We start from the raw sequence: 20044 nt of genomic DNA on the forward strand, positions 1-20044 counted from the left end.
GTGGGGGGGGGGCGCCGCGGCGCGCCCCTGGGCGGCCCGCCCCCCCCCCCCCCCCCCCCCCCCCCCCCCCCCCCCCCCCCCCCCCCCCCCCCCCCCCCCCCCCCCCCCCCCCCCCGGTCCAGGAACCCCAGGACCGCGTCGTTGACCAGCCGCGGCTGGTCCTCGTGCACCAGGTGCGAGGCGCCCGGCACCTGCACCTGCTCCGCGTGCGGCAGCAGGGTCGCCAGCCACCGGCTGAGCGCCCGCGCGACGTGGGGGCTGCGGGCTCCGGTGAGCAGGAGCGCGGGCGCCTGCACGCCGCGGATCGCGTCCTCGCCCAGCGGCGGGAAGCCCGCCCGCAGGGCCGCCGCCAGCGTGCTCGCGTTGTCCCGCATCTGCTGCCGGCGCTCCGGCGTCAGGCGACCGAACGCCTCCCGGCCCAGCACGCCGCGGGCGAAGAGCTGCCAGGCGCGCTCGTCGTCGCCGCGCCGCCGGGCCCACGCCATGGGGGCGAAGGTGCGCAGCCCGAACGCCAGGACCGCGAGCGTGGCGCCCGGATGCCGGAGCAGGCCGCGCGCGACCACCCCCGGGTGCGGGCGGGGACCGGGGCCGAGCACCAGGGACAGCAGCGGCGGCTCCTCCAGGACCAGGCTGCGGACGGCGTCCGGGTGCTCGATCGCGGTGAGCAGGCAGATCAACGCGCCCCACGAGTTCCCGACCAGGTGCGCCGGCAGCGCGTCCAGCTCCCGGAGGACGGCGACCAGGTCGTCGACGTGGACCGGCACCGGGTCGGCCGCACCCGGCGGGACGTCGGCGTTGGGCCGGGCGTACCGGCGGCTGTAGGCGATCGCCCGGTGGCGCGCGGCGAGCGGCCCGAGCTGCGCCGTCCAGGTCCGCAGGTCGCTGATCCCGCCGTGCACGAGGACGACCGGGTCACCGGACCCGAGCTCCCGGTAGGCCAGCGGCACGCCGGCGACCACCACACGGGCGACACCGGGGTCCCAGCCGTGCTCGTCCACGCCGCACCCCCTCGTCCGGTGGCGCGGGACACGTTCCTCGGTCCCGCGCGCGGGTGCAACGACCGCGGTGCGTCGAGCGGCGCGCGTGGTCGCCCTGCAGGTGCTGCTCGTGCACTGTCCGTCCTGCGGGACCGGCAGTGCACGAGCACGACCGGCGACGCCGGTCAGCCGGGGGCGTCGGTGCCTCAGCGGGCCCGCGGGGGCACCGGCGGCAGGCCGAGGTGGTCGCGCAACGTCGTCCCGGTGTAGTCGGTGCGGAAGACGCCCCGTTCCTGCAGCAGCGGGACGACGCGGTCGACGAACGGGTCCAGCCCGCCCGGGGTGATGTGCGGGACGAGGATGTAGCCGTCTGCGGCGTCGGACTGCACCAGGTCGTCGATGGTCGCCGCGACCGTGGCGGGGCTGCCGACGAAGGTCTGCCGGCTCTGCACCTCGATCATCAGCTCGCGGATCGAGTAGCCCTTCTCCGCGGCGAGCTCGCGCCACTGCCGCGCGGTCGCCAGCGGGTCGCGGTACATGCGCACCTGCGCCCGGCCCTTGGCCACGTGGTCCTCCCCCACCACCGGGTCGACGTCGGGCAGCGGGCCGTCGGGGTCGAGGTCGGAGAGGTCCCGGTTCCACACCTGCTCCAGGAACCGCAGCGCCGTCTGCCCCGACACCTGCTGGCGGCGGACCTCGTGCGCCAGCTCCGCGGCCTCGGCGTCGGTGTCGCCGATGACGAAGGTGGCCGCGGGGAGGATCAGCAGGGAGTCGCGGGAGCGGCCGTACCGCTCCAGGCGGCCCTTGACGTCGGCGTAGAACGCCTGCCCGGCCTCCTTGGTGCTGTGCCGGCTGAAGATCGCGTCCGCGCTGGCCGCGGCGAACTCCCGGCCCTCCTCGGAGTCACCGGCCTGGAAGACCACCGGCTGCCCCTGCGGGCTGCGGGGCACGTCGAACCGCCCGGCGATGTCGAAGTGCGCGTCGCTGTGGGCGAACCGGCCGGCCTGCGGGTCGCGGAGGAAGACCCCGCTCTCCTTGTCCGCGGCGATCTCGTCACCCCGCCACGAACCGGTCAGCTCCAGCACGGTCTGCAGGAACGTGCGGGCCCGCTCGTAGCGCTGGTCCTGCGGGAGGAACCCGCCGCGCCGGAAGTTCTCACCGGTGAACGCGTCCCACGAGGTGACGACGTTCCACGCCGCCCGCCCGCCGGAGAGGTGGTCGAGGGTGGCGAACTGGCGGGCCACCTCGTAGGGCTCGTTGAACGTCGAGTTGATCGTCCCGGTCAGGCCGAGGTGGTCGGTGACCGCCGCCAGGGCGGCCAGCACGGTGAAGGTGTCGGGCCGGCCGACGACGTCGAGGTCGTAGATCTGGCCGTTCTGCTCGCGCAGCCGCAGCCCCTCGGCGAGGAACAGGAAGTCGAACCGCCCCCGCTCGGCGGCCTGGGCGAACCGGGCGAAGGAGGCGAACTCGATGTGGCTGCCGGCGGCGGGGTCGCTCCAGACGGTGGTGTTGTTGACCCCGGGGAAGTGCGCCGCCAGGTGGATCTGCTTGGTCACGGTGCTCCCTCAGACGGTGGCGTAGCGGTTGGCGGGGCGGGGCAGGCCCAGGTGGCCGCGCAGCGTCGTCGCCTCGTACGCCGTGCGGAACCGGCCGCGGCGCTGCAGCTCGGGCACCAGCCCGCGGGTCACCTGCAGCAGGTCGTGCGGCACAGCCGCCGGGCGCAGCCGGAACCCGGTGAGGCCGGCGGCGTGCCACTCCTCCAGCAGGTCGGCCAGCTGGGCGGGCGACCCGGCGAAGACCCTCGCGTCGCTGACGTACTCGCTGCCCGCCGTGCCGTCCAGCCGCCGGCGCCGGGCGGCGGCCGCTGCCGGGTCGTCGTCCAGGAACACCACGAGGTCGCCGAAGACGTGCACCGTCTCCCCCGACCGCCCCGCCGCGTCCTGGGCGCGCCGGATCTCGGCCACGATCGCGGTGGCGTCGGCCGCGTCCCGCGGCGTCACGAAGCCGACGTCGGCGCTGCGCCCGACCAGGTCGAACGGGATCGCCTGGTGGGCCAGCGCGGCGACCACAGGCTGGCCCTGCGGCGGCCGCGGCGTGATCGACGGGCCGCGGACGGCGAACCAGCGGCCGGTGAAGTCGACGGGGTGCAGCTTGGCGCGGTCGACGAAGCGGCCGGTCGCGGCGTCGCGGATCTCCGCGTCGTCCTCCCAGCTGTCCCAGAGCCGGCGGACCACCTCGACCCAGTCGGCGGCCTCGTCGAACAGCTCCCGCAGGGCGGCCTGCACGGCGGGGTCGCGCGGGTCGACGCTGCCCAGTGGCGGCAGGGTGCGCCGGCCGAAGTGCGCCGCCTCGGCGGGGCTGCTGCCCACCTTGACCCGGACGCCGGCCCGGCCGGTGCTCACGTAGTCGAGGGTGGCGATCGCCTTCGACAGGTGGAAGGGCTCGGTGTGCGTGACCACCGCGGTCGGGACCAGCCCGATGCCCTCGGTGACCGGCGCGACGCGGGCGGCCACCTGCACGGCGTCCAGCCGGCCGCGGACCTGGTCGGTGCGGTCGTCGGAGCCGTCGCGGTCGGTCGACTGCAGCGACAGGCCGTCCTCGAAGGTGACGAGGTCCAGCAGCCCCCGCTGGGCCTCCCGGACGAGGTCGACCCAGTAGCCGGGTGTGAACAGCTCGGCCGGCCGGGCGTCGGGCTCGCGCCAGGCGGCGGGGTGCCAGCCGGCGCCGTCCAGGGCGACGGCCAGGTGCAGGCGGGCAGGGTGCAGGTCGCTCATGCGCGGCGCTCCAACGGGATCTGCTCGCCGGCCTCGACCGCGATGGGCAGCCGGTTCTCCGCCGGCGGCAGCGGGCAGGTGGCGAAGTCGGTGTAGGCGCACGGCAGGTTGACCGCGCGGTTGAAGTCGAGCACGACCCGGCCCTCGGCGTCGGGGGCGGCCAGCGCCAGCGACCGGTTCGCGGCGTAGGTGGTGACGCCGGAGGTCTCGTCGGTGAAGAGCACGAACAGGCTGCCGGGCGCGGCGCCGTTGAAGGCGGTGAGGCGCAGCGGGCGCCCGGCGAGTGCGAACTCGACGGCGCCCGGGGCGTCGTAGACGTGCTCGAGGCCGGGGACGGCGGCACCGACGGTCGTCGGCCGGGGCTCGTCGAAGGGCACGTAGCGGCCCTCGGCGACCCACCGGGGGTCGGGGTCGAACGTGGGCGTGCCGGTGTAGCGCACCCGCAGCGGGTGGTCGGGGTGGCGGGGCCGGACGACGTCGCGCCCGCCTCGCCGGGCCACCTCGACCACGGCCTCGCCGGCGGTGGCGGTGACCCCGCCCCGTTCGGGGAGGACGCCGAATCCGTGCTCCCCGTGCAGCGGCACGCCGTCGACGGTCAGCTCCTCGCCCTCCTGCAGGGTCACGACGACCCCGCGGGGACCGGTCGACCAGGCGCCCGGGGCGCCGGGGACGCGCTGCGGCTCGGCGGTCAGCCAGTGCAGCCCGGTGACGGCCAGGAAGCCGTGCGGGTCGGCGCGGGCGGCCTCGTGCGCGCGGTGCCAGTCGGCCCAGTCGCGGGCGAACGTGTCGGTGGGGGTGGCGACGGTGGTCATGGTCCTCCTGGTCGGGCGGAGTCGGACGGGGGCGGGTCCGGGGCGGTCGCCGGTGGGCGGCGCCGCCCTAGGAGTACCCACCTCGGAGCACGTCGCTGAGCTTCTCGGTGGCGACGTCGGACACGGAGCCGCGGACGCTGCCCGCCACCGGGGTGGACGGGCTGTCACGAGCTGCGCACCGTCGTCCTGGCCGGCTGACCCGGTCACCGCGCCGCCCCGCCGCAGCCGGCGCCCCGGGCGACGGCGCGCAGGTCGGCCCCGGCCAGCGGCCGCGGGTCGTCGGCCGGCTGCCACCGGCCCTCGCGCACCGCGTAGCGCACCGCCGGCCCGCCGGCCCGGAAGGCGGCGAGGCCGGCGAGCAGCCGGTCGACGTCGTCCGCGGTGGTGGCGACGCCGACGCTGGCGCGCAGCGCGCCCTCGGGCACGCCGAGCCGCTGCAGCAGCGGGTGGGCGCAGAACCGGCCGTCCCGGACGCCGACGCCGTGCTCGGCCGAGAGGACGGCGGCCACCAGCCCGGGGTCGGCGCCCTCGACGGTGAACGACACGACACCGGTGGGCGTGGCCGAGTCCGGCCAGATGCGCAGCCGCCGCACGCCGGGGAGCGCGTCGAGGCCGGCCTCCAGCCGGGCCCGCAGCGCCAGCTCGTGCGCCTCCAGGGCACCGTCGGGCAGCTCCGTCAGCGCGTCGCAGGCCGCGGCCAGCGCGACCGCGCCCAGCACGTTGGGCGACCCGCCCTCGTGCCGGTGCGGCGCCGCGGCCCACCGCGTCTCCTCGACGGTGACCTCGTGCACCGCACCGCCGCCGGCCAGGTGCGCGGGGGCGGCGTCCAGCCAGTCACGGCGACCGACCAGCGCCCCGGTGCCGTAGGGCGCGTACAGCTTGTGCCCGGAGAGTGCGACGTGGTCCGCGCCGGACGCGGCGAGGGAGAACCGGCGGTGCGGCACCAGCTGGGCGCCGTCCACGACCACCCGGGCGCCGGCGGCGTGCGCCAGCTCGACGACGTCGGCCAGCGGCAGCGCCTCGCCGGTGACGTTGGACGCGCCCGTGACCGCCACGAGGGCGTGGGGCCGCGCGGCGAGCTCCGCGGCCAGCTCGCGCAGCGTCGCGGGAACCGTCGACCGGGTGGGGAGCACGGTGGTGTCCCCCCGGCGCTGCCAGGGCAGCAGGTCGGCGTGGTGCTCGCAGTCGAGCACCAGCACCCGCTCCCCGGCCGGGACGGACGCGGCCAGCAGGTTGAGCGCGTCGGTGGTGTTGCGGGTGAGCACGCAGACGTCGTCGGGGCGGGCGCCGACGAAGCGGGCGACGGTGTCGCGGGCGGACTCGTACAGCGCCGTCGACACCTGCGAGAGGTAGCCGGCGCCGCGGTGCACGCTGGCGTAGAGCGGCAGGGCCTCGGCCACCCGGTCGGCGACGGCGACCAGCGCGGGGGTGCTCGCCGCGGTGTCCAGGTTGACGTAGCGGGCCGTTCCCGCGGGGACCAGCGGGACCCCGGTCGTCGCACCGACCACGGGCAGCAGCGGCCGCTCCGGCGCGGCGGGGACGACGGGACGGGACAGGACGGCGCCGGTCACGCAGGCCTCCTCGGTTCGGGGACCCGGCTACGGGGTCCGCGCTTGCGGGCGCCGGTCGGCACACCCGCCAGGTCGTCACCCGGGGCACCCCATCGCGGAGGAAGGGTTGCCGGCCAGCGAGCCGGGGCTTGTCGCTGGCACTCTTGACCTGCCGGGAGCGTGACACGGCACCCGCATTCCCGTCAAACCCGATCGAGATGGTAGAGATATCGCCGTGCCCAGCCGGTCGACCGCCCCCGCAGCCGCCCCGCGGCTGGTCCGGCGGGTCCACGTCGACCTCGGGCGGGTTTGGTCGGCCACCTGTCGCTGACGGCGCCCTCCCGACCCCTCCCCGGCCGCGCCGTGCGCGCGGCCGCCCCACCACGTGAGGACCACCATGCCGATCGAGTTCCTGGGCATCGCCGCCACCAACGACGGATCCGAGACCACCCCCCGCTCCGGCGCGAGCTTCGACAAGGAGTTCACGCTGCGCCTGGGCCGCGCCCACGAGGACTGGGGGTGGGACCGCGTGCTGTTCGCCTACGGCTCCGGCGCCCCCGAGCCCTCCGCCGCGGCCGCGTACCTGCTCTCACACACCGAGCGGCTGCAGGTGCTACTCGCCCACCGGCCCAACGTCAGCTACCCGACCTTCGCCGCCAAGACCTTCGCCACGCTCGACCAGATCGGCGACGGCCGGCTGACCGTGCACTTCATCACCGGCGGCACCGACGCCGAGCAGCAGCGCGAGGGCGACTACCTCCCCAAGGACCAGCGCTACGGCCGCACCCGCGAGTACATCCAGATCGTCAAGAAGGCCTGGACCTCGCGCGAGCCCTTCGACTGGGACGGCGAGCACTACCGCTTCGCCGACTTCGTGAGCGACACCTTCCCGGTGCAGCAGCCCCGCCCCGACGTCTCCTTCGGCGGCTCGTCGGAGGCCGCCTACGCCGCCGGCGGGGCCGAGGCCGACGTCTTCGCGCTGTGGGGCGAGCCGCTGGCCGAGACCGCGGCCCAGATCGAGCGGGTGCACGCGGCGGCCCGCGCGGCGGGGCGGACGACGATGCCGCGGATCCAGGTGGCCTTCCGGCCGATCATCGCCCCGACCGAGGAGCTGGCCTGGGAGAAGGCGTACCGCACCGTCGACCGGATCACCGCCCGCACCGCCGGTGGACGGCAGCCGATCTCGCGCCGGCACCCGCTGACCGGGCCCGAGAACACCGGCTCGCAGCGGCTGCTGGAGATCGCCGCCCGCGGTGAGCGGTTCGACCGGGCGCTGTGGACGCCGACCGCGCGGGCCACCGGCGGGGCGGGCAACTCCAACGCGCTGGTCGGCACCCCCGAGACGGTGGCCCGGGCGCTGCTGGACTACGTCGACCTCGGCGTCGACATCATCTCGATGCGCGGCTACGACCTGCTCGGCGACGCCATCGACGTCGGCCGGTACGTCCTCCCGCTGGTGCGCGAGGAGGTCGCGAAGCGCGACGCGGCCGCGGCATGACCACCGTCGCCGTCGTCGGCAACCCCAAGCCCCGCTCCCGCACCCGGGCCGCCGCCGAGCTGGTCGTCGAGCGGCTGACCGGTGCACCGCCGGACCTCGTCGTCGACGTCATCGACCTCGGGGCGGGGCTGCTCGGCTGGGGCGACCCGGCCGTGGCCGAGGCGGTCGCCGCGGTGCGCGCGGCCGAGGTCGCCGTCGTCGCCAGCCCCACCTACAAGGCGACCTACACCGGCCTGCTCAAGCTGTTCCTCGACCAGATCGGCACCGGCGACCTCGCCGGCGTCGTCGCCGTCCCGCTGATGCTGGGCGGCGGGCCCACGCACGCACTCGCGCCGGAGCTGCTGCTCAAGCCGGTGCTCGTCGAGCTCGGCGCGACCACGCCGACCCGCGGGCTGTACCTGCTGGAGGGGTCCTGGGACGACCCGGCACCGCTGGACGCCTGGCTGGCCGCGGCGCGCCCGCAGGTCGACGCCGCCCGCACCGCGCGGCGCGGCTGACGTGGGGTCCTCACCGGGGTCGGGAGGCGCGCGGTGCGGCTGACCCGCCGCGTCGCGGTGGACCTGCTGCGCGTGTCCAGCGCGCGATGTCGCCGCCGCTGACCCCGGCGCCCATCCCCGCACCCCCTCCAGGAGACCCCTCGTGTCGCGATCCCTGCTGTCCCCTGCCCGCCGTCCGGGCACCGACCCCACCCGCCGCCGCACCGGCGCCGCCGCCCTGGCCGCGGCCCTCGCCACCGCCGAGCACCGCTGGTCGGCGCTGGTGGAGTACCGCACCCGGAGCCGGTGGACCCACCTGCTCGACCCCGCCCTGGCCGCCGACGTCCTCGACCCGTCACTGCACCCGGAGCTGGCCGCCGCCCAGGTGTGGCTGCTGACCTGGCTGCCCGGGCAGGGCACGGGCCTGCACGACCACGGCGGCTCGGCCGGCGCGTTCGCCGTCGTCCGGGGCACGCTGGACGAGGAGGTGGGGGCCCTGCCCGACGCCACCCGGCTCTCGGCCGGCCGGGTGCGCCCCTTCGGCGCGCACCACGTGCACCGGGTGACCAACACCGGGACCGAGCCCGCGCTGAGCGTGCACGTCTACAGCCCGCGGCTGACCGTCATGAACACCTACCGGGTGGACCGGGGTGGCCTGGTCCGGATCGGCACGGAGCGGGCCGGCGTCGACTGGTGACCGGCGCCTGGGACGCCGACGGGCCGTACCGCTCGACGGAGGAGCGGTACGGCCCGTCGGTACGGCCCCGTCCGGAGGCTCACGCCGAGCCTGCGAGGCGTGAGGGGGACGGGGTCCTTGCTCAGGCCGGTTGCGGCACCCGGTTGTCGAACAGCGCGATCGCCGCGGCGGTGTTGGACGCCGGCACGAAGTAGTGCGAGTGCACCTTGGTCACCTGCTCGTTCATCGCGCCGCGCATGATCAGCCACATGATCATCTCGATGCCCTCGGAGCCGGCCTCGCGGATGTAGTCCTGGCGGGTCAGCGTCGTGAGCTTGGCCGGGTCCTTCTCGATGGCCTCGAGGAACATGTGGTCGAACTCGGGGTTGATGAACCCCGCCCGCGCGCCGGCCAGCTGGTGGGACATCCCGCCGGTGCCGAGCACGGCGACCTTGACGTCCTTCGGGTAGCTGCGGATCGCCCGGCCCAGGGCCTGCCCGAGGGCGTAGCAGCGGGCGGCGGTCGGCTGCGGGTACTGGATGACGTTGACCAGCAGCGGGATCACCGGGCAGGGCCAGGCCTCGCCCGGGTCCGGCGTCCAGACCGACAGCGGCACGGTGAACCCGTGGTCGACGTCCAGCTCCTGGAAGACGGTGAGGTCGAAGCCGTCGTCCACCAGGCTCTCGAGCAGGTGCAGCGACAGCTCCGGGTCACCGACGACGTCGGGGACGGGGCGCTTGCCGAAGCCCTCGTCGGCCACCTCGTACCGCTCGGCGGTGCCGATCCCGAAGGTGGGGACGATGTCGAGGTCGATGCCGTTGGCGTGGTCGTTGTAGATGACGATCGCGACGTCCGGCTCGTGCTCTGCCAGCCACTCCCGCGCCGGGGCGTAACCGTCGAAGAGGCCCTTCCAGTTGGGGTCCTCGGTCTTGCCGCGGTCCATCGCGGCCCCGATCGACGGGACGTGCGACGTCGCCAGGCCCCAGATCACCTCAGCCATCGTTGCGCCGTCCTCCCGCTCGCATCGCCGCCACGAACTCCTCCTCGGTCATGCCGCTGAAGACACCACCCAGGTACTGCATCGACCGGCCGTCCATCATGGCCAGCTTGTAGACGTAGAAGATGCTGCCGCCCAGGTCGATCATCGCCTGCCAGTCGCGGTCGAGGACGGCCTGCTTCTGCTCCGGGCTCAGCCGGTACTCGTCGCAGTAGGCGGCCTCGTCGGCGAGGAAGCGCTCCCGCGCCTCCGCCGAGCGCAGGCTCATGAACAGCTTGTTCATCCGGAAGCCACGCCGGCTGGTCTGGCCGTCGAAGACCGGGGTCCCCGGCAGGTCGAACCTGCCGACCGGGGTGTCAGTGCTCATCGGTCGCCTCCTGTTCGTGGCCGGGGAGGTGCTCGTGGTCGTCGAGCCACTCCCACAGCGGCCGCGGGTGCGGGCTGGTCCTGGTGCGACCACACCAGCAGGTGCCGAGCATCTCACCGTCGTACTGGCGGAAGGTGATCCGCAGCTGCCGGGCGGGCCCGGCCTCACCCGTCGCGGTGGTCATCACCGCTCCTGCGGGTGCTGGGCCAGCGCCTCGACGTGCACGTCGAGCCACGGCGACATGGGCAGGGACACCAGCGCGTCGTGCAGGGCGGCGGGGTCGGGGGCCTCGAAGAGCCCGATCCACCCGGTGCGGCCGGGCACCCGCCACAACCGCTTGAGGACGCCCGCCTCCCGCAGCTCCATGGCACGGGCCCGCTCTCCGGAGCGCAGCTCCTCCCGCCGCTCCGCCGGGGTCTCCGGGGGCAGGCGGTTCTCGGCGCGGACGAGGAACTCCACGGTGGTCTCCTGTCGTGTGGGGGTCAGCGGGCGAGCTCGAGCAGGACGTCGGCCAGCGCCTTGGGGGCGGTGACCATCGCCTCGTGACCGGTGTCCAGCTCGTGCACCGGCCAACCGCGCTCGCGGGCGCGCTCGGCCTGCGCCTGGAACACGCGCATCCAGGTGACGCACTCGACGAAGGCCGCGGGGACGCCGTCGACGGCGCCGGTGAGGTCCAGCCGGTCCAGGTAGGTCTTCCACGGGTGCGGGGTGAGCTTGGGCGTCAGCCAGTCGACGTCGGCCTGCTCGGTCACGCCGAGCACCGAGAGCTTGCGGACCGGCACCAGCCAGCCGAAGCCCTGCTCGGCGGCCGACTCCGCCCAGTGGTGCTCCACCTGCTCGGGCAGCAGGTCGCGGGCGGCCTCGCCGTCGGAGCCGACGAACGCGTCGAGGTAGACCCGCTTGGCCACCGCGTCGGGCCGGCGGTCGGCGACCGCGGTGACGATCTGGCCCGCGTAGCTGTGCCCGACCAGGACGACGTCACGCAGCTGGAAGGTGTCGATCAGCCGGACGACGTCCTCGACGTGGGTGTCCAGCCCCACCAGCGGGGACAGCAGGTGGGCGCGCTCGGACAGCCCGGTCAGCGTCGGGGCGTGCACCTCGTGGCCGGCCGCGCGCAGCAGCGGGGCCACCCGGTCCCAGCACCAGCCGCCGTGCCAGGCCCCGTGGACCAGGACGAAGGTGCTCATGCCTGACCCGCCGGCTCCGGCTGGGCGGCGGCGACCGGCCGGGCGGGGCGCGCCGGGCGGGCCGGGACCTCCCCGCGGGCGGCGGCCTCGGCCTTGGCCATCTTCTCCAGCAGGCGGCGGCCGCGGATGCCCGCGACGTCGGAGCGGATCGAGGACTCGATCATCCCGGGGTCGGTGGCGACCATCTTCTCCTGGATCTCCAGGGCGTCGACGTCCTCCTTCATGACCGCGAGCTGCTGCTTGAGCTGGAAGTCCGACAGCTCCTGGTCGTCGATCTTGTAGTCGCGGCCCAGGGCGAAGAAGTCGTGCGTGGTGGTCTCGGTCTCCGGGGTCATGCCGTAGATGACCTTCATGTGGAAGCCCTCGGGCTCCTCGGTGCCGGTCGGGGCGATCCGGATGTTGAGGATGAAGATGCCCGGCGCGTAGAAGTCGCCGTCCTGCCAGCGGTCGATGTTCGTCGTCACGCCCATCGAGGACCGGTAGAAGGGCGGGGCCTCGATGTCGATCATGTGGCGGACGAAGGAGACCCTGTTGCCCTCGCCGATCACGTCGATCGGGGTGGCGGCGACCGCGGCGTTGCCGATGGAGGTCGGGTGCAGGAACGTCTCGTGGGTCAGGTCGAGCAGGTTCTCCACGAGCAGCACCTGGCGGCCCTTGAGGCCGACCGAGCCCTGCACGTGGGTCCAGTTCGGGTCCTCGAGCCAGGAGACGTCGGGGATGTCGGCCGGGTCGGCCTTGTCCGGGTCACCGGGCCAGATCCAGACGATGCCGTAGCGCTCGACGACCGGGAAGCGGTGCACCGTGGCGCCCTTGGGCATGTCCGGCTGCTCCGCGACGCCGACGCACTGGCCGGAGCCGTCGATCTTGTAGCCGTGGTAGTTGCAGGTGATGACGTCGTCGTCGAGCCGGCCCAGCGACAGCGGGTAGCGGCGGTGCGGGCAGCGGTCCTCGATGGCGTTCGCGCTGCCGTCGGACAGCCGGTAGAAGCACACGGGGCGGCCACAGATCCAGCGCTGCATCAGCGTGCGGCTGACCTCGTCGGACCAGGCGCCGATGTACCAGCCGTTCATGACGATGGGGTTGGCTGCCATCGCGGACTCCTTGACTCGAGAGGGCGGATCGGGGGTGCGACGTCGGGCGGTCCGGTCAGGGACTGGACACCGGGACGCCCCACCCCGGCGGCGGAACCGGGGGTGACCGCACACACACTGACGTTAAGGATCGCCGGAGTCGGGCGGATCGGCTCGATGACAGCTTCGCTCCGACCGCGTTCGCCCGCCGCGCCTACGTCATGTGTCGTACGCCTCGCCCGGGCCCGCCCCGCCGGTGTCCGTGCAGGTCAGCCCGGTGGCGGGATGAGCCCCTCGCGGATGGCGAGCAGCGCGGCCTGGGTGCGGCTGGACAGCTGCAGCTTGCTCAGCACGTTGCTCACGTGGGTGCGCGCGGTGCGCTCGCTGATCACCAGCTCGTCGGCGATGTCGCGGTTGGAGTGGCCCTGCGCGACCAGCGCCAGGATCTCCCGCTCCCGGGCGGTCAGCGAGGTGAGCCCGGCCTGGGGCGCGGCCATCCGGCGGGCCAGCTGCCGGGCCACCGCGGAGTCCAGGTGCACCTCGCCGGCGGCGGCCGCGGTGATCGCCGTCGCCACCTCCGCGGGGTCGGCGTCCTTGAGCACGTAGCCGGCGGCGCCGGCGGCGAGGGCGGCGTGCACCCGCTCCACCTCGCCGAAGCTGGTGAGGACGACGACCCGGACCTCCGGGTGGGCGCGGGCGATCGCGGCGGTGGCGGCCACGCCGTCCATGCGCGGCATCTGCAGGTCCATGAGGACGACGTCGGGCATGCGCGCGCCGGTGGTCTGCCACTGGTGCAGCAGCTCCACCGCCTGCTGGCCGTCGGACGCCTCCCCGAGCACCTCCAGCGTGGGAACGCTGGCCACGTAGGCCTGCACCCCGCGGCGGACGATGGCGTGGTCGTCGACGAGCAGGACGCCGATCACCCCGGCGCTCACCGGCCGGCCCTCCCCCGGGTGCCGGGTGCCGGCAGCGTCACCTGCACGCGCCAGCCACCGGCGGAGCGCGGGCCGGCCGACAGCTGCCCGCCCCAGCGCTCGGCGCGCTCGCGCATCGACACCAGGCCGAGCCGGCCGCGGGGCCGGTCACCGGGCTCGGGTGCCGGCACCGCGTCGGGCGTGCCGCCGCAGCCGTCGTCGGTGACCTCGACCAGCACCCCGCCGCCGGACCGGTCGACGCGGATGTCGGTCTCGGTGGCCCGGGCGTGCTTGACCACGTTGTGCAGCGCCTCCTGGACGATCCGGTAGAGGTCCTCCTGGACGTCGACGTCCACGCCGAGCTCCAGGCCGTCGTCGGCGTGCACCTCGACGGCGAGGCCGGTGCGCGCCTCCACGCTGGCCGCGTGCGCCCGGACGGCCTCGACCAGCCCGTTCTCGGCGAGGTCCAGCGGCCGCAGCTCGAAGACCAGCCCGCGCAGGTCGGCCAGCGCGCTGGCCGACAGCTGGGCGAGCTCCTCCGCGCCGCTGCGCACCGTGGCCGGGTCGGCGTCGGCGGTGTCGAGGTGGGCGCGCAGCGCCTCGGCCTGCATGCGCATGGAGAACACCTGCTGGACCACCGAGTCGTGCAGGTCCCGGGCCAGCCGGCGGCGCTCGTCGCTCTGCGCGCGGGACCGGGTCTGGGTCAGCAGCGCCGCGGTCTCGATGGCCACCGCGGCGGAGTCGGCCATCGCCTCGAGGAAGGCCAGCGAGCTGGGGCCGGGGTCCTCCCCCGGCGAGTAGTAGGCGTTGATGATCCCCAGCGTCCGGCCGCGCACCACCAGCGGCACCGAGACGAAGCTGTCCCAGTCGGGGACGTCCATGATCTCGTGCAGCGGCGCCCACTGCGGATCGGCCATGATCACCGGCTTGCGGTGCAGGCTGACGATCGGCTGGCGGCCGGCCAGGGCCTCCATGAACAGCACCCGGGCGCCCAGGCGCCGGCAGGCGGCGAGCTTCTCGGGGAAGTCGACCGCGTCGCCGAACCCGGCCATGCCCAGCAGCTGCAGGTCGTCGCGGGGGTCGTCGAACGCGAGGATCTGGACGGCGGCGATCGACGCGGTCATGGCGATCTCGCGGGCGACCGCGTCCAGCGTGGCCGGGAGGGAGTAGGCGTCGGCCACGCTGGCCGCGGCCCGGGTGATGGCGGTCAGCCGCTCCTGCTGGCGCACGGTGTCGGTGACGTCGCCGAACCACACCGCCCAGCGGCCCGGGCCCACCGGCAGCACGCGGTACTCCAGCTCGCGGCGGCTGCGCCCGGGCACCGGCCAGCTCGCCGTCCGCAGCTCGGGGGTGTCCGGGTCGCCGGCGGTGGGGTCGAAGGGGGTGGGCGTCCCGACCAGGTCGGCCGCGGGCCGGCCGAGGATCTGCGCGGCGGCGGCGTTGAGCCCCAGCAGCCGGCCGGCGTCGTCGACCAGCGCCAGCCCGTCGACGGAGACCTCGACGAGCGCGCGGAGCACCGGGTCCTCCCCCGCGTCCGCCGGCCACACCGCGCCGGCCGCGGCCGCCACCTCGCTGCGCACCACTGCCTCGTCCCACCCGTCGACCCCGGCCCACCGCCGGGCGATCACGCTACCGCGCGGCCGGTGGCCCGGTCCCGGCTCGCCCGGGCAGCCGCCCCGACCGGGTGCCCCCCGGACGACGACGGCGCGCCGGCCGGGACCCGTCGTCCCGGCCGGCGCGCCGTTGCGAGGCGTGCCCCCGGCTCAGCCGGCGGTCGCGGCCGCCGTCCCGAGCCGGTCGGCGTCGGCCTGCTGGGTCTTGGGCAGCGGCCGGATGCCGAGCACGGCCAGCAGGCTGACCAGCGACAGCGCCGCCACGTAGATCGCGATGGGGGTGGACGACTCGTAGGAGCCGTACAGGGCGGTGGCCACGATGGGGGTCACCGCGCCGCCGATCATGCCGCCCAGCTGGTAGGCGATCGAGATGCCGCTGTAGCGGGTCTTCACCTCGAAGATCTCGGTGAACAGGCCGCCCTGGGCGCCGGCCATGATGCCCTGCACGAACGCGGCGACGACGAACGCGAACAGCGCCGCGGCGGCGTTGCCGGTGTTGACGAGGGCGAACATCGGCAGCGGCCAGAGGACGGCGGTCAGCGCGCCGACCGCGAAGACCGGCTTGGAGCCGAACCGGTCCGACAGCAGCGCGGCCACCACGATGGTGCCGATCCAGACCGCGGTCGAGGCGAGGATCAGCCACAGCAGCGTGGTGCGGTCGAAGCCGACGACGGTGGTGCCGTAGGTCAGCATGTAGACGATCACCGTGTAGCCCACCGCCGGCGGGGCGATCGAGGCGAGGCTGCCCAGGACCAGCGTGCGCGGCTGGCGCCGGACCAGCTCGGCCACCGGGATCTTGACGACCTGCTTCTTCTCCTTGACCTGCTGGAACTCCGGGGCGTCCTCCAGCTTGCTGCGGACGAAGAAGCCCACGACCACCAGCGCGATGCTGATGAGGAACGGGATCCGCCAGCCCCAGGTGAGGAAGTCCTCGTTGTCCATGCCGGAGACGGCCAGGAAGGCGAGGTTGGAGGTCAGCACGCCGACCGGGACGCCGAACTGCGCGAAGCTGCCGTAGACGGCGCGCCGGCGCGGGCTGGCGTGCTCGGTCGCGATGAGCACCGCGCCGCCCCACTCACCGCCGACGCCGAAGCCCTGGATCAGCCGCAGCGCGACCAGCAGCAGCGGGGCGCCGACGCCGATCGCGGCGTAGGTCGGCAGCACACCGATGAGGAAGGTGGAGCCGCCGGTGAGCAGCAGGGTCAGCACGAGCATCGACTTGCGGCCGATCCGGTCGCCGAAGTGGCCGATGACCGCGGCGCCGAGCGGGCGGGCGATGAAGCCGACGGCGAAGGTGGCGAACGCGGCGATCGTGCCGGCAGTCGGGTCGAAGTCGGGGTAGAAGACGCTCCCGAACACCAGCGCGGCGGCGGTGCCGAAGATGTAGTAGTCGTACCACTCGATCGACGTGCCGATGAAGCTCGCCGCGAAGATCCCCTTCTTGGAGGGGCCGGCCTTCGCGGGCGCAGGGGTGGTGGGTGATGCCACGGGGGGAGTTCTCCTCTGGACGCCGCTGTGCAGGGTGGCGCGACCGCGGGTGACCGCGATTACACCGCTCCGAGAATGGAAACCCGTGTTGACACGGAAGTCGTGAGGCCGTAGACCCGCCTGCTCCGGGCCGCTCGGGCCACCGCGGCTACGTCATCCGTCGCAGCCCCGCGCGCCCGACGGCGGACGGGGCGACGGCCACCTCCCCACGACGGCGACGGTGGCCGGGACCGCCCGTGCTCAGCCCAGTCTCCGCGTCTCCGGGGTGATGGGCACCTCGACCAGCCGGGGCCCGTCCGCCTTGCCGATGGCGGCGAACTCCTCGGCCAGCTCCTCGGCGGAGCCGACCGCACGGGCGGGCACCCCGTAGCCCTGCGCGATGGTCACCGCGTCCAGCCCGGGCAGCTCGAGCCCGGGGACCTTCGACACCCCCAGCTGCCCGACGAACGAGGCCAGCGCCCCGTAGATGCCGTTGCGCAGGACGACGAAGGTCACCGGCAGGTGGTGCTGCACCGCCGTCCAGACCGCCTGGACGCCGTACTGGAAGGCCCCGTCCCCGAGGACGGCGACCACCGGGCGGGCGGGGTCGGCCAGTGCGGCGCCCACCGCCGCGGGGACGCCGAAGCCCAGGCCGCCGGCGGCCGGGAACAGCAGCCCGCGCGGGGTGGCGAGGTCCAGGTGCGACCAGAACTGCGCGGTGTTCGCGGTGGACTCGTTGACGTACCGGGTGTGCGCGGGCACCGACCGGGTGAGCAGGCCGAGCACCGCGTCCGCGGTGAACGGGGCCCGGCCCGGCTCGGCGGCGACCGCCCGCTCCGGCGCCGGGCGCTCCGGTCGCGGCGGCAGGTCGGCCAGCGCGGTCAGCAGCTGGCCGGCCACGGTGGCGACGTCGGCGACCACCGCGTCGCCGAACGCGGCCCGGGCCGCCGTACCGGGGTCGCTGCCGACGGCGACCAGCTCGGTGCCCTCGGGCAGCCACGCGCCGGGCACGTAGACGTGGTACCGGAACACCGGGGCGCCCAGCACGAGCACCAGGTCGGCGCCCTCCAGGTGCGCGGCGACGCCGGCGATGCTCGGCGGCAGCAGGCCCTGCCACAGCGGGTGACGGGTCGGGAAGGGCGCGCGTGGCGCCGAGGGGGCGGTCCAGACCGGCGCCTGCAGCCGCTCGGCCAGCGCCACGACCCGGGGGTGCGCGCGCTCGTCGTCGACCTCGGGGCCCACGACCAAGACCGGGTTGCGGGCGGCGGCCAGCCGCCCGGCCAGCTCCTCCAGCAGCTCGTCGTCCAGGCCGCCGGCCCGGCGCACCCGGCGGCCGGCCAGGGCGGCGACCTCGTCGGGGTCCACCGGCTGCGCCCAGTCGTCCAGCGGCAGGGAGACGAAGACCGGTCCGGCCGGCGGCAGCGTGGCCAGGTGGAAGGCCTCGGACAGCGCCCGGGGCACGTCCTGGGCCCGGGCCGGCTCGAAGGACCACTTCACCTGCGGCTCGGGCACCCGGGTCATCGCCGGCTCGCCGAGCATGGACCCCAGGCCGACCATCGGGCGGGCCTGCTGGCCGGCGGTCACCACCAGCGGCGTGCCGCAGGCCCGGGCGTTGGCCAGGTTGCCCATCGCGTTGCCCAGGCCCGCGGCGGAGTGCAGGTTGACCAGCGCCGGGCGGCCGGTGACCTGCGCGTACCCGTCGGCCATCGCCAGCACCACGCCCTCGTGCAGGCCCAGCACGTAGCGGAAGTCGTCGGGGAAGCCGTCCAGGAACGGCAGCTCGTTGGACCCCGGGTTGCCGAACACGGTGGTCAGGCCCCAGGTCCGGAGCAGCTCGAAGGTGGTCTCGCGCACGGTGGGCACGGCGTCGTCCTCCTGGGGTGTGCGGGCCGGTGGCGCCGACGCTAGCCCCAGCCCCCCGGCGTCCGCCCCCTACGTCGGATGTCGCGGCGGCCCCCTCCGGATCCGCCGCCCCCGGTCCGGTCGGATGGCCGGGGCGGTGCAGGACCTCCGGGCCTACCGTGACGGCGGGCACACGCCCGCGGGCCGCCCCCGGGCGGTCCCTGTACCGACCCTGAGGAAGCAGACCCCATGGTGTCCCTGGACCAGCTGCCGGAGATCCGGACCGAGCTGTTCATCGCCGGCGAGGTGCGCAGCACCGACGACCACCTGCAGGTGGTCGACCCGGCCGACGGCCGGTCGGTCGTCGGTTACGCGGCCGCCGCCAGCGCCAAGCAGGCGGAGGAGGCCGTCGCCGCCGCGGACCGCGCGTTCCCCGCCTGGGCCGCCCGCAGCCCGCAGGAGCGCGCCGAGCTGATCACCGCGGCGCTGGCGCCGCTGGAGGCCGACCGGCACGCGACCGCCGAGATCCTCACCCGCGAGAACGGCAAGATCCGCATGGAGTCGTTCATCGACTCCATCGTGTTCGCCCACCGGTTCGGCCTGGCCGCGCAGCTGGCCGACCAGGTCGAGCACACCGTCACCCTGCCCGCGCCGCCCTACCGGACGACGGTCGGGTACCTGCCGCTGGGCGTGGTCACGATCATCGTGCCGTTCAACTGGCCGCTGGCGATCCTCGCCGCCTCGCTCCCCTACGCCCTGCTGGCCGGCAACACCGTCGTGGTGAAGCCGCCGCCCACCACGCCGCTGGCCACGACCCGCACGGTGCAGAAGGTGGCCGAGCTGCTGCCGCCCGGCGTGCTCAACGTCGTCACCGGGGCCGACGCCGAGATCGGCGCAGCGCTGATCTCCGACGACCGGGTCAAGCACGTCTGCTTCACCGGCAGCCCCGGCGGCGGCCGGCGGATCATGTCGATGGCCGCCGAGTCCCTGACCCGCGTGGCGCTGGAGCTCGGCGGCAACGACCCGGCGCTGGTCCTCGCCGACGCCGACCTCGGCGGCGACGCGATGCAGCGGCTGTTCACCGGCACGTTCGACTCCACCGGCCAGATCTGCATGGCCACCAAGCGGCTCTACGTGCACCGCTCCCGCTACGACGAGGTCGTCGAGGGGCTCTCCGGCCTGCTCGCCGCGCAGCGGCTCGGCCACGGCCTGGACGAGCACGTGACCATGGGCCCGCTGCACCAGGCGCGCCAGAAGGAGTACGTGCAGGAGCTGCTGGCCCAGGCCCGCGAGTCCGGCGCGGAGGTGCGGGAGTTCGGCGAGGCGGCCGAGGGCGCCGACATCTCGGTCGGCAACTTCCTGCGGCCCTCGCTGGTGCTCGACCCGTCCGACGACGCCCGCGTCGTCATCGAGGAGCAGTTCGGCCCGACGCTGCCCATCCTGCCCTTCGACGACGAGGACGACGCCGTGGCGCGGGCCAACGACACCTGGTCGGGCCTGTGCTCGTCGGTGTGGACCGCCGACCTGGACCGCGCCGCCGCGGTCGCGGCGCGGCTGCGCACCGGGTACACCTTCGTCAACGCCCACGGCGCCGCCCACCTCGACGAGCGCGCGCCGTTCGGCGGCTTCAACCACAGCGGGATGGGCCGGGAGATGGGCATCGAGGGTCTCCGCGAGTTCATGGACACCCACGCGGTGGGCTTCCCCGCGTGAGCACGGCCCGGGAGGCGGGGGGACGGCGTCCTCCCGCCTCCCGGGAGAGCAGTTGACCGACCCAGCCGGCAGCTTGCGAGGGTGCTGGCGTCCACTCGACGACGAGGAGAA

At 75.1% G+C, this 20044-nt stretch carries 19 protein-coding genes and 1 riboswitch; of the genes, 4 read left to right on the forward strand and 15 right to left on the reverse strand.

The annotated features are described in order from the left end of the window. The 5 genes from ACI79E_RS20325 to ACI79E_RS20345 form a co-directional block, all read right to left on the reverse strand. Nucleotides 1–998, reverse strand: a 998-nt coding sequence (locus ACI79E_RS20325; protein ID WP_456934386.1) for an alpha/beta fold hydrolase, incomplete at its 3' end; no start/stop codon positions are given. A 185-nt stretch (nt 999–1183) separates the two neighbouring features. Next, a complete protein-coding gene (locus ACI79E_RS20330; RefSeq protein ID WP_456934387.1) occupies nt 1184–2533 on the reverse strand; it encodes an NtaA/DmoA family FMN-dependent monooxygenase in 1350 nt (449 codons plus the stop codon). 9 nt (nt 2534–2542) lie between these two features. Further along, a complete protein-coding gene (locus ACI79E_RS20335) occupies nt 2543–3751 on the reverse strand; it encodes an LLM class flavin-dependent oxidoreductase (protein WP_456934388.1) in 1209 nt (402 codons plus the stop codon). Continuing rightward, nucleotides 3748–4563 carry a DUF1684 domain-containing protein gene (locus ACI79E_RS20340; RefSeq protein ID WP_456934389.1) on the reverse strand — a complete coding sequence of 272 codons (816 nt, stop codon included), beginning with the start codon at nt 4561–4563 and terminating at the stop codon, nt 3748–3750. Before ACI79E_RS20340 ends, ACI79E_RS20335 begins: the two co-directional genes overlap by 4 nt. 203 nt (nt 4564–4766) lie before the next feature. After that, nucleotides 4767–6134, reverse strand: coding sequence for an aminotransferase class V-fold PLP-dependent enzyme (locus ACI79E_RS20345; protein WP_456934390.1), 1368 nt, complete (start codon nt 6132–6134; stop codon nt 4767–4769). 33 nt (nt 6135–6167) lie between these two features. Then, nucleotides 6168–6283: riboswitch (SAM riboswitch) on the reverse strand. A 227-nt stretch (nt 6284–6510) separates the two neighbouring features. On the opposite strand from ACI79E_RS20345, the gene ACI79E_RS20350 reads away from it, so the two are divergent. The 3 genes from ACI79E_RS20350 (at nt 6511) to ACI79E_RS20360 (ending at nt 8784) form a co-directional block, all read left to right on the forward strand. Then, nucleotides 6511–7611, forward strand: coding sequence for an LLM class flavin-dependent oxidoreductase (locus ACI79E_RS20350; protein WP_456934391.1), 1101 nt, complete (start codon nt 6511–6513; stop codon nt 7609–7611). Further along, entirely contained in the window at nt 7608–8108 is a 501-nt protein-coding gene (locus tag ACI79E_RS20355) for an NADPH-dependent FMN reductase (RefSeq protein ID WP_456934392.1), read from the forward strand. The genes ACI79E_RS20350 and ACI79E_RS20355 overlap by 4 nt, the downstream gene beginning before the upstream one ends. 142 nt (nt 8109–8250) lie before the next feature. Next, a complete protein-coding gene (locus ACI79E_RS20360; protein WP_456934393.1) occupies nt 8251–8784 on the forward strand; it encodes a cysteine dioxygenase in 534 nt (177 codons plus the stop codon). Between the two features lie 121 nt (nt 8785–8905). Here the strand turns inward: ACI79E_RS20360 and ACI79E_RS20365 are convergent, their stop codons facing one another. From ACI79E_RS20365 to mdlC, 10 genes are all read right to left on the reverse strand, one after another. Beyond that, nucleotides 8906–9763 (reverse strand): class III extradiol dioxygenase subunit beta, encoded by an 858-nt coding sequence (locus ACI79E_RS20365; protein ID WP_456934394.1) that lies wholly within the window; start codon nt 9761–9763, stop codon nt 8906–8908. Next, on the reverse strand, nt 9756–10127 hold the full coding sequence (ligA, locus tag ACI79E_RS20370) for a protocatechuate 4,5-dioxygenase subunit alpha (protein WP_456934395.1): 372 nt from the start codon (nt 10125–10127) through the stop codon (nt 9756–9758). Before ligA ends, ACI79E_RS20365 begins: the two co-directional genes overlap by 8 nt. Next, nucleotides 10117–10311 carry a hypothetical protein gene (locus ACI79E_RS20375; protein WP_456934396.1) on the reverse strand — a complete coding sequence of 65 codons (195 nt, stop codon included), beginning with the start codon at nt 10309–10311 and terminating at the stop codon, nt 10117–10119. Before ACI79E_RS20375 ends, ligA begins: the two co-directional genes overlap by 11 nt. Further along, the gene (locus ACI79E_RS20380; RefSeq protein WP_456934397.1) at nt 10311–10586 is read right to left on the reverse strand and encodes a muconolactone Delta-isomerase family protein; all 276 of its coding nucleotides are present in this window, start codon (nt 10584–10586) and stop codon (nt 10311–10313) included. The genes ACI79E_RS20375 and ACI79E_RS20380 overlap by 1 nt, the downstream gene beginning before the upstream one ends. Nucleotides 10587–10609: 23 nt before the next feature. Then, nucleotides 10610–11314 carry an alpha/beta hydrolase gene (locus ACI79E_RS20385; RefSeq protein WP_456934398.1) on the reverse strand — a complete coding sequence of 235 codons (705 nt, stop codon included), beginning with the start codon at nt 11312–11314 and terminating at the stop codon, nt 10610–10612. After that, a complete protein-coding gene (locus tag ACI79E_RS20390) occupies nt 11311–12405 on the reverse strand; it encodes a Rieske 2Fe-2S domain-containing protein (protein WP_456934399.1) in 1095 nt (364 codons plus the stop codon). Before ACI79E_RS20390 ends, ACI79E_RS20385 begins: the two co-directional genes overlap by 4 nt. A 248-nt stretch (nt 12406–12653) precedes the next feature. Then, nucleotides 12654–13319: a response regulator gene (locus tag ACI79E_RS20395; RefSeq protein WP_456934400.1), complete on the reverse strand. Its 666-nt coding sequence runs from the start codon at nt 13317–13319 to the stop codon at nt 12654–12656. After that, on the reverse strand, nt 13316–14878 hold the full coding sequence (locus tag ACI79E_RS20400; RefSeq protein ID WP_456934401.1) for a histidine kinase: 1563 nt from the start codon (nt 14876–14878) through the stop codon (nt 13316–13318). The genes ACI79E_RS20395 and ACI79E_RS20400 overlap by 4 nt, the downstream gene beginning before the upstream one ends. A 183-nt stretch (nt 14879–15061) precedes the next feature. Then, nucleotides 15062–16399, reverse strand: a complete 1338-nt coding sequence (locus tag ACI79E_RS20405; protein WP_456934402.1) for an MFS transporter — start codon at nt 16397–16399, stop codon at nt 15062–15064. Between the two features lie 240 nt (nt 16400–16639). Beyond that, nucleotides 16640–18241, reverse strand: a complete 1602-nt coding sequence (gene mdlC, locus ACI79E_RS20410; protein WP_456934403.1) for a benzoylformate decarboxylase — start codon at nt 18239–18241, stop codon at nt 16640–16642. Between the two features lie 228 nt (nt 18242–18469). On the opposite strand from mdlC, the gene ACI79E_RS20415 reads away from it, so the two are divergent. Then, entirely contained in the window at nt 18470–19933 is a 1464-nt protein-coding gene (locus ACI79E_RS20415; RefSeq protein WP_456934404.1) for an aldehyde dehydrogenase family protein, read from the forward strand. Nucleotides 19934–20044 lie beyond the last annotated feature (111 nt).

This window comes from Geodermatophilus sp. SYSU D00079 (assembly GCF_054050635.1).